14 protein-coding genes are annotated in these 15,948 nt (G+C 53.1%); 8 read left to right on the top strand and 6 right to left on the bottom strand.

Features of this window, described 5'->3' with window-relative positions:
- The 5 genes from ACI0FJ_RS02795 to buk all read left to right on the top strand — a co-directional run bounded on the left by ACI0FJ_RS02795 (window position 1) and on the right by buk (window position 3,692).
- On the top strand, window positions 1–828 hold the full coding sequence (locus ACI0FJ_RS02795; RefSeq protein ID WP_424298668.1) for a thiamine pyrophosphate-dependent enzyme: 828 nt from the start codon (window positions 1–3) through the stop codon (window positions 826–828).
- A gap of 1 nt (window position 829) precedes the next feature.
- Window positions 830–1,363, top strand: a complete 534-nt coding sequence (locus tag ACI0FJ_RS02790; protein WP_424298665.1) for a 2-oxoacid:acceptor oxidoreductase family protein — start codon at window positions 830–832, stop codon at window positions 1,361–1,363.
- A 5-nt stretch (window positions 1,364–1,368) separates the two neighbouring features.
- Window positions 1,369–1,596, top strand: a complete 228-nt coding sequence (locus tag ACI0FJ_RS02785) for a 4Fe-4S dicluster domain-containing protein (RefSeq protein WP_424298662.1) — start codon at window positions 1,369–1,371, stop codon at window positions 1,594–1,596.
- A 76-nt stretch (window positions 1,597–1,672) separates the two neighbouring features.
- On the top strand, window positions 1,673–2,590 hold the full coding sequence (locus ACI0FJ_RS02780; protein ID WP_424298659.1) for a phosphate acyltransferase: 918 nt from the start codon (window positions 1,673–1,675) through the stop codon (window positions 2,588–2,590).
- Between the two features lie 13 nt (window positions 2,591–2,603).
- The gene (gene buk / locus ACI0FJ_RS02775; RefSeq protein ID WP_424298656.1) at window positions 2,604–3,692 is read left to right on the top strand and encodes a butyrate kinase; all 1,089 of its coding nucleotides are present in this window, start codon (window positions 2,604–2,606) and stop codon (window positions 3,690–3,692) included.
- Window positions 3,693–3,866: 174 nt separating this feature from the next.
- Here buk and ACI0FJ_RS02770 read toward each other — a convergent pair whose 3' ends face one another.
- Window positions 3,867–5,801, bottom strand: a complete 1,935-nt coding sequence (locus ACI0FJ_RS02770; RefSeq protein ID WP_424298653.1) for a sigma 54-interacting transcriptional regulator — start codon at window positions 5,799–5,801, stop codon at window positions 3,867–3,869.
- 344 nt (window positions 5,802–6,145) lie between these two features.
- Window positions 6,146–6,955 carry a carbon-nitrogen hydrolase family protein gene (locus ACI0FJ_RS02765; protein WP_424298650.1) on the bottom strand — a complete coding sequence of 270 codons (810 nt, stop codon included), beginning with the start codon at window positions 6,953–6,955 and terminating at the stop codon, window positions 6,146–6,148.
- A gap of 521 nt (window positions 6,956–7,476) precedes the next feature.
- Here ACI0FJ_RS02765 and ACI0FJ_RS02760 point away from each other — a divergent pair.
- From ACI0FJ_RS02760 to ACI0FJ_RS02750, 3 genes are all read left to right on the top strand, one after another.
- Entirely contained in the window at window positions 7,477–8,289 is an 813-nt protein-coding gene (locus ACI0FJ_RS02760; protein ID WP_424298647.1) for a LytR/AlgR family response regulator transcription factor, read from the top strand.
- Between the two features lie 3 nt (window positions 8,290–8,292).
- Window positions 8,293–10,032 carry a LytS/YhcK type 5TM receptor domain-containing protein gene (locus tag ACI0FJ_RS02755; protein WP_424298644.1) on the top strand — a complete coding sequence of 580 codons (1,740 nt, stop codon included), beginning with the start codon at window positions 8,293–8,295 and terminating at the stop codon, window positions 10,030–10,032.
- A gap of 149 nt (window positions 10,033–10,181) precedes the next feature.
- Window positions 10,182–11,603, top strand: a complete 1,422-nt coding sequence (locus ACI0FJ_RS02750; RefSeq protein WP_424298641.1) for a carbon starvation CstA family protein — start codon at window positions 10,182–10,184, stop codon at window positions 11,601–11,603.
- An 89-nt stretch (window positions 11,604–11,692) separates the two neighbouring features.
- Here ACI0FJ_RS02750 and ACI0FJ_RS02745 read toward each other — a convergent pair whose 3' ends face one another.
- From ACI0FJ_RS02745 to ACI0FJ_RS02730, 4 genes are read right to left on the bottom strand one after another with little or no spacing between them, the layout of a single operon-like run.
- The gene (locus ACI0FJ_RS02745; protein ID WP_424298638.1) at window positions 11,693–12,922 is read right to left on the bottom strand and encodes an ABC transporter substrate-binding protein; all 1,230 of its coding nucleotides are present in this window, start codon (window positions 12,920–12,922) and stop codon (window positions 11,693–11,695) included.
- Entirely contained in the window at window positions 12,922–13,896 is a 975-nt protein-coding gene (locus tag ACI0FJ_RS02740; protein ID WP_424298635.1) for an ABC transporter ATP-binding protein, read from the bottom strand. Before ACI0FJ_RS02740 ends, ACI0FJ_RS02745 begins: the two co-directional genes overlap by 1 nt.
- Window positions 13,881–14,858, bottom strand: a complete 978-nt coding sequence (locus tag ACI0FJ_RS02735) for a phosphotransferase family protein (protein WP_424298632.1) — start codon at window positions 14,856–14,858, stop codon at window positions 13,881–13,883. The genes ACI0FJ_RS02740 and ACI0FJ_RS02735 overlap by 16 nt, the downstream gene beginning before the upstream one ends.
- A complete protein-coding gene (locus ACI0FJ_RS02730; protein ID WP_424298629.1) occupies window positions 14,855–15,898 on the bottom strand; it encodes a DUF1786 domain-containing protein in 1,044 nt (347 codons plus the stop codon). Before ACI0FJ_RS02730 ends, ACI0FJ_RS02735 begins: the two co-directional genes overlap by 4 nt.
- Window positions 15,899–15,948: the final 50 nt, after the last annotated feature.

The raw sequence follows: 15,948 nt of genomic DNA, 5'->3' as shown, positions 1-15,948 counted from the left end.
ATGAAATACGCCACTGGAATGAATTATATACGGACCGAATCCCTGCCGCACATGTGGTGCGCCGGCTGCGGGGACGGCATCGTAGTCAGAGCCATAGCCTGCGCCTTGGAAAATCTGGAACTGGACCCGCGCAAAGTCGTCATGGTCAGCGGCATCGGCTGCTGGGGCAAGGCGGACGACTACTTCACCTGCAACGCCCTGCACACCACCCACGGCCGCGCCCTGTCCTACGCCAGCGGTGTGAAGAGCGCCAACCCGGAATTGACCGTGGTAGTGCTCATGGGTGACGGCGACGGCACGACCATCGGCGGCAACCATCTGCTGCACGCGGCCCGCCGCAACATGGATCTGACCGCTGTCGTAGTGAACAACTATAACTACGGCATGACCGGCGGCCAGGCTTCGGCCACAACACCGCACGATGCCTGCACCAGCACCTCGGTCCTCGGCAACCCCGAACGGAGCGTGGACGTCTGCGAACTGGCCAAGGTTGCCGGGGCCAACTATGTGGCCCGCGAAACCGTTACCCAAGGCACACGTTTGACCAAGCGCATCCAGGAAGGGATCAGCAACAAGGGCTTCTCCGTCATAGAAGTCGCCAGCCCCTGCACCACCCTGTTCGGCCCCCGCAACAAGATGCGCCAGCCCCTGGATATGTTCCGCTGGCTCAAGGAAAAGGGCGTGTCCGAGACCAAGTTCAACAAGATCGAGAACGCCGCCGAACAAGGATACTTCAAGATCGGCAAATTCGTCGATCGCCACGAGCCCGACTTCAATACCAGTTACGAAACCATGCGCAGCCGCCTGGCACAGAAGGAGGGCAAGTAACATGGCACAGCATACTGAAATCCTCATGGCCGGCACCGGCGGACAGGGCCTCATCTTCGTGGCCTCCTTCCTGGCCGAATGCGCCATTGCCCAGGACCTCAAGGTAGTCCAGACCCAGACCTACGGCATTGCCCAGCGCGGCGGCTTCATCACTGCCGAGGCAATCATCTCGGCGGACGAGATCCTGTTCCAGCAGGTCACCAATCCCAACGTGATAGTGGCTCTTCACGATGTGATCGGCAACCGCTACGACGATGCCAAAGCCCCCGTCATCTACGACTCCAGCATCATGGCCGAACGCAGTTTCGACAACTGGCTGCCTATCCCCTGCACCAAGACCGCCCAGGACATGGGCGCACCAAAATCGGCAAACCTCGTGGCACTTGGCGCCGCCTACAAGCTGTACCCGTTCGTGGACTTCGACAGCATCGTCAAGGCTGCCAACAAAAAGTTCGCGCCCAAAATCGCAGAACTCAACATTGAAGCCGTCAAAAAGGGCATTGCCCTGGCCGAAGCGGCTTCCCAGACGAGGTAACCGCCATGGAACAAGCCAAGCAAAAATTAGTTGTCACCATTGAAGAAGCACGCTGCAAAGGGTGCGGCTACTGCAAGGAAGTCTGTCCCAAGGGCGTCTTCGAATTTGAAGGCAAGCTCAACGCCGCAGGATATTCCATCTCCAATCCCAAGCACACCGAACTCTGTATCGGGTGCAACAGCTGCGTCATGGCCTGTCCCGATCTGGCCCTGACACTGAACGAAGCAGAATAGCCATCAACCAGCTCTAAAGAGCCTCCCATCCCGGGGTACTGCATGCAGGCCCCGGGACCATACCTGAGAGGAATTCATGTCTTATACCACGTTGGAACAACTCGCCGACAAGGTGCGCAGCAGCAAAAACGGCACGCGCACCGTTTCCGTGATCAACGCCACGGAAAGTCATGTGCTGGAGGCAGTACGCGACGCCAAACAGGACGGACTCATCTCTCCGATCCTGTTCGGTGACAGCAACGTCATCCAAGAACAGCTGGAGCTTTTGGGCATGGCTCCGGACGACTATGCAATCGAACACGCCGCCTCCCCCGAGGAAGCCGCGGTCAAGGCGGGCCAGTCCCTGGCTTCGGGCCGTGCCGACTTTCTGATGAAGGGCAACATCCCCACCGCGACCATGCTCAAGGCCCTGTTCAGCAAGGAAGCCGACTTCCGCACCGGGAACCTCATTTCCCACCTGAGCATCATCGAACTGCCCGACCACCCCAAGCTGTTCGGGCTGACCGACTGCGCCATCAACATCACGCCTTCCCTGGACCAGCGCAAGGCAATCATCGTCAATGCGGTGAACACCATGAAGGCCATGGGCTTCTCCACTCCCAAGGTGGCGGCCATAGCCTCTACCGAAGTGCCCAACCCCAAGATGCAGGCCACCATGGACGCCCTGGAGCTCAAGAAGGCAGGTCAGGCCGGTGAACTGGGCGACTGCGTAGTCGAGGGACCGATCTCCTATGATCTGGCCATGAGCCCCGAATCGGCCCGGATTAAAAAATTCGACAGTCCCATTCAGGGCGACGCCGACCTTTTGTCCCTGCCGGACATCGTCTCTGCCAACGTCCTGATCAAAGCCCTGCGCTACGCCGGTCATTCCCGCAGCGCGGGCATCGTCATCGGCGGGCGCGGCCCCATCGTGCTCACGTCGCGCGCCGCCGCCACCCAGGACAAGTATTGGCCCTTGGTCCTCGCGGCCTCCGCGACCTTGGGCGAGCAATAGCCGGAGAAAATTCATGTCCCAAGACAACCACGTCATCCTGACCATCAATCCGGGATCGACCTCCACAAAAATCGCAGTATTCGACAACGAGCAACTGCGCTTCGAACACAAGGTAGACCATCCGGCGGAGGAACTGGCCCGTTTCACCAACAGCATGACCGAACAATTCCCCATGCGCCGGGAGGCATTGCTCAAATGTCTCGACGAAAAGGGTGTGGACCTTCAGAGCCTGAGCGCCGTGTCCGGCAGGGGCGGAAAACTCCCCCCCCTCAAGCAGGGTGCCTATGCCGTGAACCAGGAGATGTTCGAATTCCTGCGTGACCGCCCCATAGACGACCACGCCTCAAATATCGGTGGCATGCTCGCCTACGATATCGCCCAGAAATTGGGCATTCCAGCTTACATCTACGACGCAGTCGTCGTGGATCAGCTGGAGGACATTGCCCGCTTGAGCGGCCTACCCGAAATGAAACGTCGCGCATCATGCCATGTGCTGAACATGCGGGCCGTTGCCCGGCGTGTGGCCGAACGGGAAGGCAAAGTCTTTGAACAGTGCTCCTTTGTCGTCAGCCACATGGGCGGCGGCATCAGTGCCTGCGTCCTCAAAAACGGCCGGATGATTGATGTTGTAACCGACGAAGAAGGACCATACTCCCCGGAGCGCTCCGGCGGCCTGCCCGTTCGGCAGCTCATCGACAGCGCCTTCTCCGGTGAGCACAACCGGTTATCCCTCACCCGCAGGACCCGCGGCAAGGGCGGGCTGGTGGCCTATCTGGGCACCAACAACGCGCTTGAAGTGGAACGACGCATCAATGAGGGAGACGAACAGGCCGCGCTCATCTACGAGGGTATGGCCTACCAGACAGCCAAAATCCTCGGCGGTCTGACCACTGTGCTCTACGGTGAACTTGACGGCATCATCATCACCGGAGCCGTGGCCTATTCAAAACTGCTGACGAAATGGATCAAGGATCGCATCTCCTTTCTCGGACCGGTCTTCATCGAACCGGGTGAGGACGAACTGCAGGCCCTGGCTTTGGGCGCGCTTCGCGTACTGCGAGGCCAGGAAAAGGCACACGAGTTCTCCATAGCCCACCAATAGCCGACAAGAAATCGCCAAGAAGGCCCCGAAGCTCGTTCCGATACCCCGATAAACGGACAGGGGCGGTCTTATAAGCTTCCGTCCAGAAAAGCCCTCCCTCTACTGCAAGGATGGAAGTCATGGCCGGAACGATCGACATAGGATCGTTCCGGCCTCACTCTTTTGGGAGCAGAACTATTGCGTGAACTCATTTCCCTGGAGCCGTTTCCAGAGGGTGACCCGGCTCACGCCCAGCCGACGAGCCGTCTGGGTTTGATTTCCGTCCATGCGGTCCAGCATCTTACTAAAGATTTCGTTCTCCATATCCTTGAGCGAGCCCACATGAATCGTCATCGTTCCAGGAGCGTCATCGAAACAAGCACTTTCCTTTCGCCCCTGTTTGCGGCGCGTCCTCTCTCCGAGCAGTTTCATGGCGGAGTAGTCCAGACTGCTCTCCAAGGGCTGGAGAATAAGCAGCTTCTCTATAAAATTTTCCAGCTCCCGCACGTTACCCGGCCAGTCGTAACCACACATCATGTCTATAGTCCGCGGGGAAAGTTCTTTGGACTCCACGCCGTACATGGCGCCCTTGGAGGCAAGAAAATGTCTACTGAGCGTCTCGATATCATCGGGGCGTTCTCGTAATGGGGCTATGGAGAGGTTGAGCAGACTGAGCCGATAAAAGAGATCGCTACGGAAGGTCCCTTCCTCGGACATAGCCCAAAGATCTTTGTTGGTGGCGGCCACGATCCGTGTGTTTACGTCCACAATCCTGTCCCCTCCCACACGAAGTACGGACTTTTCCTGCAGAACGCGCAACAATCTGCTCTGGATCAAGGGAGAGATGTCACCAATCTCGTCCAGAAAAATGGTCCCGTTGTGGGCCAACTCAAACAGTCCGGTCTTGCCGCCCTTTCTGGCCCCGGTAAAAGCGCCGCTGGTGTAGCCGAAAAGCTCGCTTTCCAGAAGGCTCTGCGGCAGAGCTGCACAGTTGATGGCCACGAACGGCCCATTACATCGGGGGCTGGAATTATGGATGCCCTGGGCAAAGAGTTCCTTTCCGGTCCCGGTCTCTCCTTCGATGAGCACGGCGGCCTCAGTGCTGCCGAACTGCTGGGCCCTTAGCACGGTCTCGCGCATCTGGGGGCTTAAAAAAACGATATTCTGTAAAGTCTTCTTGGCCACCAAGCCCGCATTCTTGAGGGCGTTGCGGGATTTCCGCTCCAGGGACTGGATGTCGGAGATACTCTGAAAAGTGACCAAAGTCTCCTCGATACTCTTTTTAATGCTCAGCTGGATACGGTTGACGATGAAGGCATTTTCCCCGCTGACAACGGTTTTATTGACGAGGAAACTCCCATCCTCGTAGATGTCGCGGAAAATATGCGGTACGTCGGGACTATCAATGGGCTTGCCGACCACATCTGCCAGATGCACATTGAAAATCTTCTCCGCCGCGAAGTTCATTATTTGGACAACCCCGTCCTTCCCCACGCTGAAGATGCCTTCCCTGGAATAGTTTAGGATATTTGTCACACGGCTGGCGGTAAGCCTTTCCTTGTAATTCAAGTCGATGATATTTTTAGCTGCCATCAGCGCACTGCGAATATTATCCTTGGACGACTCCACCATGACATAATTCACGCCATGGGTCTTGACGTGATCGCAGGTACAGGCCCCAAGTCCAATGACCGTGTAATCGGACAGGGAAAACACCCGGTTGATCTGATCCTTGAAATCCGCCTTGCTGGAGTAGGGAAACAGCTTAAAGTCAAAATCAGGCGTCAACTGGGCCAAACTCTCCAATTCCTTGAGCACCGGACAATCGTAACTGATCAGTGCCACCTTGCGCCCAAAGCGTTTCGCCTTGTTGAGTGCCTGCACATAGTCGGCAACCGAAATATTGATCGGAATAACCGGCTTGGACAGTGCCTCCTCCATCAGAAGGGCTGTTCCTCCTAGAGAAATAAAAACATCGTATTTGCTTTCCTGCTCCAACGCATGCAGGTGCCCATCCGTGAGCAACCCGCCCTTGCGTATATCCAGTCTCAACCCTAGGCCTTTGGCAATAATGGCCGCCTGGCGGCTCAGACTATTTGATGTAGAGACCAGCAACACTCTGTGATTCATATGGGAAAAGACCTCCTGAACATCCATCAACACGCCTGAATAAATCCGTAACAGCTAGGGTATGCCACTGCATTCGTGTTCCTGTGAACACAGTACAAGGCATAGTCCAATTCAACGCTACGCGGTTTACACAACAATTCGGGACAACTATATTTTGTCTGCTCAGACGCCGACAAAACCGGGCTTAGCTGCCGAAGAAAAACTCACTCTTAAAAGAGGATAAAGGCCCCCGAAAAAGAGGCTCCAAAAAAGAAAAATATTACTTATAACATACAGTAAAAACAGGGAAATATTGGATCGATCGCGGTTTACGGTAACGCCGCAAGCCTTCCAGCTGACAGGTTCTAATTGTACAGATCCGGCCGCCTGTTGAGATAGGAAGGCATTTTCTTGCGGACTTCCTGCACGCGGTCCGTATCCAGATGGCAGGGGATCAGCTGTGGCACTTCCCCGCCGGACGCAATGACCACCCCCATGGGGTCCACGGCTACGCTCTCTCCCATGTTTGCTTCATTGATCTGATTACAGGCCAGCATGTACACAGCGTTTTCAATTGCCCGGGCGGAGATCAGGCTCAAGAACTGCTGGCTTTTCAGATCCCCCCTTACCCATGCGGTTGGCATCAGGATGATTTCTGCTCCATGGAGCGCCTGATATCGAGCCACCTCCGGGAAACGCACCTCGTAGCAGACGAACAGTCCCAGCTTCCCAAAAGGGGTCTCTATGGGGACGAAAAGGGCCTCGCCAGGCTTTTTGTTGGCCGACTCCTTGTGACCAAACGCGTCATATAGATGTGTCTTGCGGTAGGTCCCGACCAGCTCCCCGTGGTTATCCAAAATGACCGTTGTATTGTAAATCCGTTCATCCTGAGGGTCTTCAACAATCTCGTTCATACCAAAGACCAGCCACATATCGTTTTCCCTGGCCACGTTTTTCATTCCCGCAACAAAAGGGCCATCAATGGACTGAGCGGTACTCAGCCGTGTTTCCCGTTTCGTTCCACGGGGAAAACGGCTCATAAAATCTTCCGGAAACAGGACCAGATCAGCACGGAATGCATCTTTGGCCTCGGATACAACGTCCCTGGCGATTTCTAGATTCTGTTCGGGGTCTCCCAAAGAGTGGACTTGCGCCATAACGAAAATGAATTTCACAGTGTAACCTCATGGATGAATAGTCAGGAACGCATCCCGGCAGTTTGTTTGAACTTTCCTGGACGCCAAGAACTTGTATCCTAGTATCCTGCTGCTCGTGGGTCAAATGTCTATCCCTCGGTTTCGACATATCAAGGCAGAATGTTCGGAATGAAGAAAGAGTGAAACAACAGCCAGCCCCCCACTACCAGAGAAGACAACAAACTGATGCAAATTACGTTTCTACAGATAATCCAAAGTGTGCCCTGCCCCCTGAAAGCTGTACACATAGAATGTTAAGCATATGGGGGATCCTGGAGATGTCCCATCCCCTAATCTGTACCGACAAAATGGCCTAGACTGAAGAGTTGACCAACTCCGCATGCCATTTTAGCCGACCATAATACTCGCAAAGCGGACGCGATTATCAGCGCGCCCGCTTCCCCTTTTCAACTCTTCGATTGACATCCATCGATCTGCTTGCTTACTCCCTGACGACGGGGGCCAGAAGACCAGCTTAGGGAGCGGTCCGGGGAAATTATATGGCTGTTTCTGCATCATCCGACGCAATACCTACTTCCATTCGCACAATACTCGTAGACGACGAGCCGCCTGCGCTGGATGAGCTCGCTTATCTGCTTTCCAAATTTGACGACGTACAAGTTGTAGGAACGGCATCCACAGGTCAGGAGGCGGTACGCGTCATATTAGAGTCCAAACCCGATCTTGTTTTTCTGGATATTCAGATGCCGGGGAAAAGTGGTTTTCAGGTGCTTGAAGATATTGTGCAGATGAAGCACCCACCCTTGGTGGTTTTCGCCACAGCCTACGACAACTACGCTATCCAGGCTTTCGAAGAAAATGCCGTGGATTACCTGCTGAAACCCATCTCGGCAAGTCGCCTGCAAAAAAGTGTAGAGCGAATTCGTACCCAGCTTTCCGGGGCGCCTAACGATACAATAAATCCATCTCCAGATTTACGGACCTTGCTGGCTGTAGCCGGAATAGGACCGGATATCGCCCGTATCAGTGTTGAATGCAACGGACGCAATGTGCTCCTCAGCCCACGGGAAGTCGTTTATTTTCAGACGGCAGAAAAACGCGTCCTAGCGTACACAAAGGAAAAATCGTTTACCTGTCCTTCCGACCTTTCACTTGAAAAAATCGAGGAACGGTTGTGCGGCTACCCTTTTTTCCGGGCCAACCGTTCACAGCTGATCAACCTGACCTACGTCCGCTCCTATGCTCCCTGGTTCAACGGGAAATATGTGGCAACGCTCAGCGACGGAGCCACTACGGATATTACAATCAACAAAGCTCGCGTAAAGGCTTTTCGCGCGGCAGTGGAACTCTAACAAATGCATACTCAGGAAATCATCGTCACCCTGGCGGAACGATTCGGGCTACTTGTGGGCGGCGCTTTTCTGCTTCTTACATTCGCCCCGGTAAAACGCATCGGGTTCAGCCCAATGCAGACCCGCCAAAAAACGCTTTTTCTGATCATCTTTTTCGGAGTATTCGGCATCATCGGTACTTACACAGGCAACCTCGTTTTCCAGTCCGTCGCCAACCTAAGGGCAATGGCGGTCGTTACTGGCGGTCTCTTTGGAGGCCCCGTGGTGGGGCTTGGAGCTGGTCTGATAGCCGGTGCCCATAGGGTTCTCACCGATCTGAATGGCTTCAGCGCCTGGCCATGCGGCATATCCACTGCACTCGAAGGTCTTGTGGCAGGGCTTATCAGCTATAAGATGGGAAATCGGGCCCTCAATTGGATGGTAGCTGCTCCGCTTACCTTTGCGGGCGAAACAATCCATATGGTTCTGGTGCTTACACTGTCCAGAAATTACATTGACGCCGTGGAACTGGTCAAACTCATTGCCGCTCCCATGATCATTATCAACACTCTGGGATCGGCCCTTTTTGTCGAAATCATCAACATGTTCATTCAGGACAGGGACCGACGCGAATCACTGCACGCCCAACAGATTCTCGACATCGCGAATCACACGGTCAGCTATCTGCGCTCGGGGCTCACCCTTGAATCTGCCCAGGCAACTGCAGAAATAATCCATAAACGTGTTGGCGTAGCTGCCGTGGCAGTTACCGACACACGGACAGTGCTTGCCCATGTTGGCGAAGGAAGCGATCACCATCTGGTAAGCCACGACGTACGAACCAGGGCAACCAAAGAGGTGCTGCGGACCGGCGAAGCCGTATTCATCACCTCGGCAAGCCGTATCGGCTGTGACCATCAAGGCTGCCCGCTGGACTCTGCGACTATTGTTCCCCTGAAAAAGAACAGCACCGTGGTTGGCTCTCTCAAATTCTACGGCAGTGAATACGCTCCGCTCAACCGAACCATGTTCGAGCTGACAAAGGGACTGGGGAACCTTTTTTCAACCCAACTGGAGTTGGAAGATATCCAGGTAAAAGAACAGCTGCTTGCCAGGGCCGAAATCCGCCGCCTGCAGACCCAAATCAATCCACACTTTCTGTTCAACTCGCTGAATACTATTGCTTCATTCTGCCGGACCAATGCGGAAAAAGCACGCGAACTACTCCTGGACCTGTCCCTCTACATGCGCAAAAATCTAGACTCCTCTCAAAATTTCGTCCCGTTGCAACATGAGCTGGAACAGATCAACTCCTATCTGGCCATTGAGCAAGCCCGCTTTGGAGATCGCATAAAGGTGAGCATGGATATCGACTCGTCCTGCCGAGATGTCCCCATCCCTCCCCTTCTCATCCAACCACTGGTTGAGAACTCGATCCGTCACGGTATTTCCGGCCTGGAAGGCGGCGGGTGCGTCGAATTGAGCGCCTCCCGCAATAATGGTCATCTGTCCATCAGCGTTGTTGACGACGGTGTAGGGATGGACAAAAAAACTTTACACAACATCCTCTCCCGCCACCATATGGAGGGCACACGACAAGGGATAGGCGTAAAAAATTGCGCCAACCGTCTTGAGCAGATCTACGGCCCCGGATATTCTTTGCATATCATCAGTGAACCGGGCCAAGGAACGAACATCAGCTTTCAGATCCCTACTCATCCGGAAAATCACTCCCAAATACCAAACACTGCTATATCAGACTGATCTTCGTACGCCCCGTCAGCAATATGAGGCGGTTCATCCAGGCAAAAAGTCATTTCGTCGGATAGGCGAGGCAATCCCCGTGGAGCTGATCTAAAGTTGAGACATCATTTGGGCCCAAAACCGGCAACCAACTTTTCTGGAGGTGTCTCATGCTATTCTTTTTCGCCTGTGTCGGCCTACTTATCGTAGGTTATTTCGTTTACGGAACCTTTGTAGACAAAATTTTTGCCCCAGACGCGAACCGGACTACACCGGCTATCGCCCTTCAGGACGGCATCGACTACATCCCCATGCCACGCTGGAAACTGATTTTTATCCAGGTGCTGGACATTGCGGGAATCGGCCCCATCTTCGGTCCTATTCTCGGTGCCCTGTACGGCCCTGCAGCCCTTCTCTGGGTTGTCATCGGCTGCATTTTCGGCGGCGCTGTGCATGACTACATTTCCGGAATGCTCTCCGTGCGCAACAATGGAGCAAGCATTCCCGAAGTGGTTGGGGAATATCTCGGCATGTCTGCCCGCCAGGTTCTTCGCGTCTTTTCCTTTGTTCTGCTGATGCTCGTCGGCGTTGTCTTTGTACTCAGCCCGGCCAAGCTCCTCAATGGACTCACAGGAATCGACACATCCATTTTTGTAGCCTGCATCTTCGGCTATTACTTTTTGGCAACAATACTTCCCATAGACAAGATCATTGGTCGCATTTACCCCTTGCTGGGCGCCCTGCTGCTGGTTATGACAGTGTCCCTTATTGTGGCACTGATGTTGTCCGGCCATCCGATTCTTCCCAATCTCGACTTCACTGTTAATACCAGTCCTACGGGTAAGCCCATCTGGCCCCTGCTTTTCATCACACTGTCATGCGGTGCCATTTCCGGATTCCACTCCACACAATCGCCTCTCATGGCTCGCTGCGTAAAAAATGAAAAAGAAGGCCGCTCTGTTTTCTATGGTGCCATGGTCATCGAAGGTATCATCGGCCTTATCTGGGCTACCATCGGCCTCTCTTTCTACAACTCCCCGGAAGCCCTGCAGGCTGTCATTTCGGCCGGTTCCCCCGCTGCCGTCGTGGCTGAAGTCTCCCATAGCCTTCTTGGTTCCGTAGGTGGCACCATGGCCATTCTGGCCGTCATCGTGCTGCCCATCACCAGCGGTGATACCGCCTTTCGCTCCACCCGTCTGATTGTAGCTGAAGTATTCAAGATGAAGCAGAGTGCAATTTCCAAACGTCTGCTTATTGCTATTCCTCTGTTTGTTCTTGGTTTCATTATCTCAACCCAAAACTTCTCGACCATCTGGCGTTACTTCGGTTTTTCCAACCAGGCCCTTGCTACCATGGTTCTGTGGGCCGGAGCTGCATACCTCGCCCAAAAGGAAAAGCTGCACTGGATCGCAACCATCCCTGCAGTATTTATGACCGCAGTGTCATGCACCTTCATTCTGAACGCCAAAATTGGCTTCAACCTCGATTACAATTTGTCGGTAATCATCGGTATTATTCTTGCCGGTGTCGCCTTCGTCGCATTCATGCTCAAGTATGTGCGCGGTCAAAAGGCCGCTCAACAATCAGCATAGTAAAAGAGAAGGGCCTTTTTCTTAGGCCCTTCTTTTCAAAATTCTATCTCCAAGGAAGCCGGGTCACCCGGCTTCCTTTTTCTTTAAGTCTAATGCAATACGTTTTCATCCCAGCCTTTTTCCAATTTTTCCAAGTAGGCCGCAGGAATCTCAGGTACAGCAGACGCGCTGAGTTTTTCCGGGCTAAGAGTGGAAGCTCCAAGGTCAAGAGCATTGAACTTGTCTCGTTGGTCTTGGGAAATCTTATCCATGGCAATGGCGGGAAAGTCTCCCCAATTATGGGGATCCAGCTTGGACAACTGAGCCTCTGGGGACATCAGAAAGTTGGCTGTGACCATGGCTCCGGGCTTGTTCTGCGCATTAAAAGGAATGGCCGTAAAATGAAGATTAAAGATAGACCCTTCGGCCATAACATACGAAAGAACCGATGAAGGAAAGGCGCCGTCCAAAATTTTGTTCTGCACATGCAGTGGATGATACGACATGGTCACATCCACCTCGCCCCGTTCAAACAGAGAGTCCAACGCACCAACATCCTTGGGATACGCCTTTCCCTCCTGCCACAGGTAGGGTTTGATTTCGTTTAGGTAGGCCCAAAGCTTGGGAGCCTGCTTGTCAAATAAAGCTGCATCGAACCCTTTAAGATACTGCTCGGCCCCACCGGTTACGGCATAAAAAGCCTGCCTGATAAATGCAGATCCCGTAAAGTCGGGCGGCTGAGGATATGTGAACCTTCCCGGATGCTTTTTGACCCATTTCGTAAGTGCGGCAAAAGATCGCGGTGGTTCGTGTGTTCTCACTGCGTCGTACCCAAAAACAAATTGTGCCCAACCGTAAGGCGTCTCGTATCCGTTCACAGGATAGCCGAAATCGTGTTTAACAAGCCTTTGCTCTACGTACTGAGTAAAATTGGGCAGCTTGTCCGCATAAGGACCGAACAAAAGGTTTCCTTCCTTTGCATTCTTGAAGTTTTCCCCATTGATCCACAACAGGTCAATGCTCCCATCCTTTTTACCCGCGCTTTTTTCCGTCAGCAGTTTATTGACAAAAACATTGGCATCCATGGGAACCCGTATCAGGGTTATGTCATAACGGTCTTTCAACTGCGCCGCGACATACGTGTCGCCCCACCTGTTGATCTTATGGTCTCCTCCCCACATATACCACCGAACCGTAGTTCCCTTGGCTGCAGCCTCCACTTGCCCCCAATCAGCCGCAAGCCAGTCTTGATTCTTCGCCTCATTTTCCTGCGAACACCCGGACAAAATCGCCAGCCAGCAGAGCATCCCCAGCAAGCAGCTAAAGCACAGTCTTTTCATCAATGTACTCCCGTAACTACCATTCGTTGCGTGATTTTTATTCGAACCCGCTGGCCCTCCCGTAAACCACCGAGAGCACTGTACACCACTATTTCTGTTCCATTGAGGCGGACTCTGTATCTGTGAAAATGACCGGCAAACCCCGCACTGGAAATAACCCCAGGCCCATTAGCATCCGGTTCTATCTCCAGCCCTTCAGGACGGGAGTATAGCGAATCGTCGGCTGGTGCAGACTCCAAGATACCGTCGAGATAACTCCAAACGCTACGAGGAAAAACATTCACGGGCCCTAAAAAACGAGCCGCCTCCAAAGAGACCGGCAAATGATACAATTCCCGAGCACCGCAAAACTGTACTATACGCCCATTCAACATAAGGCCGATATTGTCAGACATGTAATAGGCTTCTTCCAAGTCATGCGTCACACTGACCGTAGTCACTCCAAACCGCTTTTGTGTTTGCCGTATGAACTCCGCAGTCTGCATTTTGAGACTCGGATCGAGATTGGCAAAAGGTTCATCCAAAAACAAAAGAGAAGGACGCACCACCATGGCTCGGGCCAGGGCAACACGCTGCTTCTGTCCGGCAGAAAGCTGATTTGGATAATGCATTTGATATTCGAGCATATCGAATTCCCCCAGGATTTCCCGCACGTTGTGCTGGCGATCAACTTTGGGAATTTTTCTTGCCCGAAGGCCGAACTCCACGTTTGCAGAGACGTTCAAATTAGGAAACAGCTGGTAGTCCTGAAAAACAAGAATCGCCGGGCTCTCCTTGGACAAGGGCTCGGCATAATCAATTACACCCTCGGATGCCTCGTCCAACCCGGCCAAAATGCGAAGCAAAGTGGTCTTTCCCACCCCGGAAGGACCGACAATTGAAACCAGTTCTCCTCGCATAACCTGAAAGCTTACATCCTTCAGTATCGGTTTGCCCTGGTAACTTCTGCTTAATCCGGTCACGCTAAAATGCATTCCGCCCCATCCAGATACTCTTTGATTTTACTGAATGTATCCCGATTGGTTAGTACTCTTCCAGGCCGGGTGTACTCGTAGTAGGCCATGTAACACCAAGAAAGAGCCCGAAGCAGAATGGTTTTTTCAAGTACCTCTGTTTTGTATAACGCTTCTTCCAGATTAATGTCCCATTCTCCAGCATGCAGATACGCACAAATGAATTCACGCTTCAGACGTTCAGAAAAAGTGAAATCGGTTTTCCAGCGCGTTGTTGTGTGCACAACAAAATGTCCCAGATCCTGATACCTGCTGGACACAACTGCTTTTTCCCAGTCAACCAGCCAGGCTTTTTCACCAGAAACAATAAAATTACCAGAATTCACTTCAGTATTAACCATCACCATGGGATCGTCTGCAAACAACGGTCGCGTATCTTCTGCAAGCCGTTGGATACTTTCATGGTATCGCAGCAAAAGAGGCTTAAGCTCCTTCAAAGGATGTTCAGCATACCGTAGCAGGAGTCCATGACTTTCCGCGGCGATGCCTCCTACAGGATCAGCCTGCACAAGGAGATTTGAGGAAACGGGAAGCGAATGGACGCGGGCAAAGGTGCGAGCCGCTTTGAACGCGTCACGCTTATAGTTAAACGCATCGCCCGGCAGGTAACGCATGAGAAGCACACCGCGTCCCATGGGAGTTTGCCTGGCATCCAGCTTGTACGGCTCCGGGGTAACTCCGGATGGAGCTATTGCCTTCAGTACGTTGAATTCGTAGCTGATCTGATTTTCAAGCCCCAGCTGGCTGCCATGATTAATCCGCAGAACATACCCCGGGCCAACATCAACCAGATAGTTTTCGTTGTACTCCCCTGCGGCCAAAAAACGGACATCTCGGGCCGAAAAAGGCTGCGAAATCCATCCGACTTCACGCAGATACTCTGCAACCAAAGCAGATTTATCGCCTCCCGCAATATCAGTCATGCAAGCAGTCCCTTCAACTCAAGCGCCTGGAGCAACCCGAAACTTCCGGCCAGCATCATATCTCCTCCGGGTGCGGGAAACACAACGGGATATCCACCCAGAATGTCCCGTCGAGGGCCAATCACATACGTCGTTTTGAATCCAGCCGCCTGGACTGGCGTCTCCAAGTTCATACAACCGTGCCCGTTTGCCTCGAAAACGTCTTCAAAAGTCAACGAACCAGACCGAAAACGATCCAAATCGCTGTTAAGCTGCTCGCCGTCCAAAAGTCCGGTATGATGCTCGTACACTCCCCAAATACGTTCATCAAAGACTAAAAACGCCACGGTATGGCTATTGCCAATGTTGACAACCATAATACCCTCACGCATGGACAGTTCACGCACTTCCGGCATAAAAAGCACGCCAAGAACGGCTGCGGCCCCGGAATCACAAACAACGCCTCCGCCCATACACTGACGCAAAGAGGCAAGGCGGGTAAGTTCTTTGGGAGGTTGTTCGTAAATAAGGTAATCCAGGCGCCCTTTTCCTTCTTGCAGAAAACGTTTCCAAAGATTGAAGCGCCCCATTCGATTGCTCATTCCAGGGTGATTTCCATGATCCTGCACACAGCAAGCAAACAAAGTGGGGTATGAAAGTTGAATGGAAGCAAGAAAAGTACGCCAAAACCCAGGCTCGAAATCGGACAGCAAAACTGACAGGTAGCCGGAAGGACACTGTTCCGCCAAAGTAATCCCCATGCCTGTCACCCTTTCAGGATTATCAGCCAAAGTCAGTGCCGCTTCGGGATGGGCTGCGAAAGGAATCTCCTGTTGTAAACAGGACCGTACGGCTCCGCCAATTCCTCCGCCCATATTGTGCCCATAAAGGTAAATGCCTTCCGGACGCATGCCCGCCAACTCGTTGAGCTGATGGGCAATACGCTTGGCTGGCGAAGGAAGAACGAATTTGGGGCAATTTTCCAGCCGCTCCCCGGGGATATATAGCAATCCATCCTGTGTACCGCTGCCAATATCCAAACAGAGAATCGTCTTGTGCATGATGCTCCTTTTTAAATTTCGGACGATACCTCAAAAGGGATATCGAAATT

The organism is Desulfovibrio sp. 7SRBS1 (assembly GCF_049723905.1).
In the GTDB taxonomy this organism is placed as follows: domain Bacteria; phylum Desulfobacterota; class Desulfovibrionia; order Desulfovibrionales; family Desulfovibrionaceae.
This window is presented reverse-complemented; position numbering and strand designations above follow the sequence as displayed.

Bases quoted from the DNA above. Each gene is read 5' to 3' on its own strand.
- ACI0FJ_RS02755 (WP_424298644.1), top strand. From the start codon at position 8,293: ATGCATACTCAGGAAATCATCGTCACCCTGGCGGAACGATTCGGGCTA.
- ACI0FJ_RS02730 (WP_424298629.1), bottom strand. From the start codon at position 15,898: ATGCACAAGACGATTCTCTGTTTGGATATTGGCAGCGGTACACAGGAT.
- ACI0FJ_RS02740 (WP_424298635.1), bottom strand. From the start codon at position 13,896: ATGCATTTTAGCGTGACCGGATTAAGCAGAAGTTACCAGGGCAAACCG.
- ACI0FJ_RS02770 (WP_424298653.1), bottom strand. From the start codon at position 5,801: ATGAATCACAGAGTGTTGCTGGTCTCTACATCAAATAGTCTGAGCCGC.
- ACI0FJ_RS02750 (WP_424298641.1), top strand. From the start codon at position 10,182: ATGCTATTCTTTTTCGCCTGTGTCGGCCTACTTATCGTAGGTTATTTC.
- ACI0FJ_RS02735 (WP_424298632.1), bottom strand. From the start codon at position 14,858: ATGACTGATATTGCGGGAGGCGATAAATCTGCTTTGGTTGCAGAGTAT.
- ACI0FJ_RS02745 (WP_424298638.1), bottom strand. From the start codon at position 12,922: ATGAAAAGACTGTGCTTTAGCTGCTTGCTGGGGATGCTCTGCTGGCTG.
- ACI0FJ_RS02785 (WP_424298662.1), top strand. From the start codon at position 1,369: ATGGAACAAGCCAAGCAAAAATTAGTTGTCACCATTGAAGAAGCACGC.
- ACI0FJ_RS02780 (WP_424298659.1), top strand. From the start codon at position 1,673: ATGTCTTATACCACGTTGGAACAACTCGCCGACAAGGTGCGCAGCAGC.
- ACI0FJ_RS02790 (WP_424298665.1), top strand. From the start codon at position 830: ATGGCACAGCATACTGAAATCCTCATGGCCGGCACCGGCGGACAGGGC.
- buk (WP_424298656.1), top strand. From the start codon at position 2,604: ATGTCCCAAGACAACCACGTCATCCTGACCATCAATCCGGGATCGACC.
- ACI0FJ_RS02795 (WP_424298668.1), top strand. From the start codon at position 1: ATGAAATACGCCACTGGAATGAATTATATACGGACCGAATCCCTGCCG.
- ACI0FJ_RS02760 (WP_424298647.1), top strand. From the start codon at position 7,477: ATGGCTGTTTCTGCATCATCCGACGCAATACCTACTTCCATTCGCACA.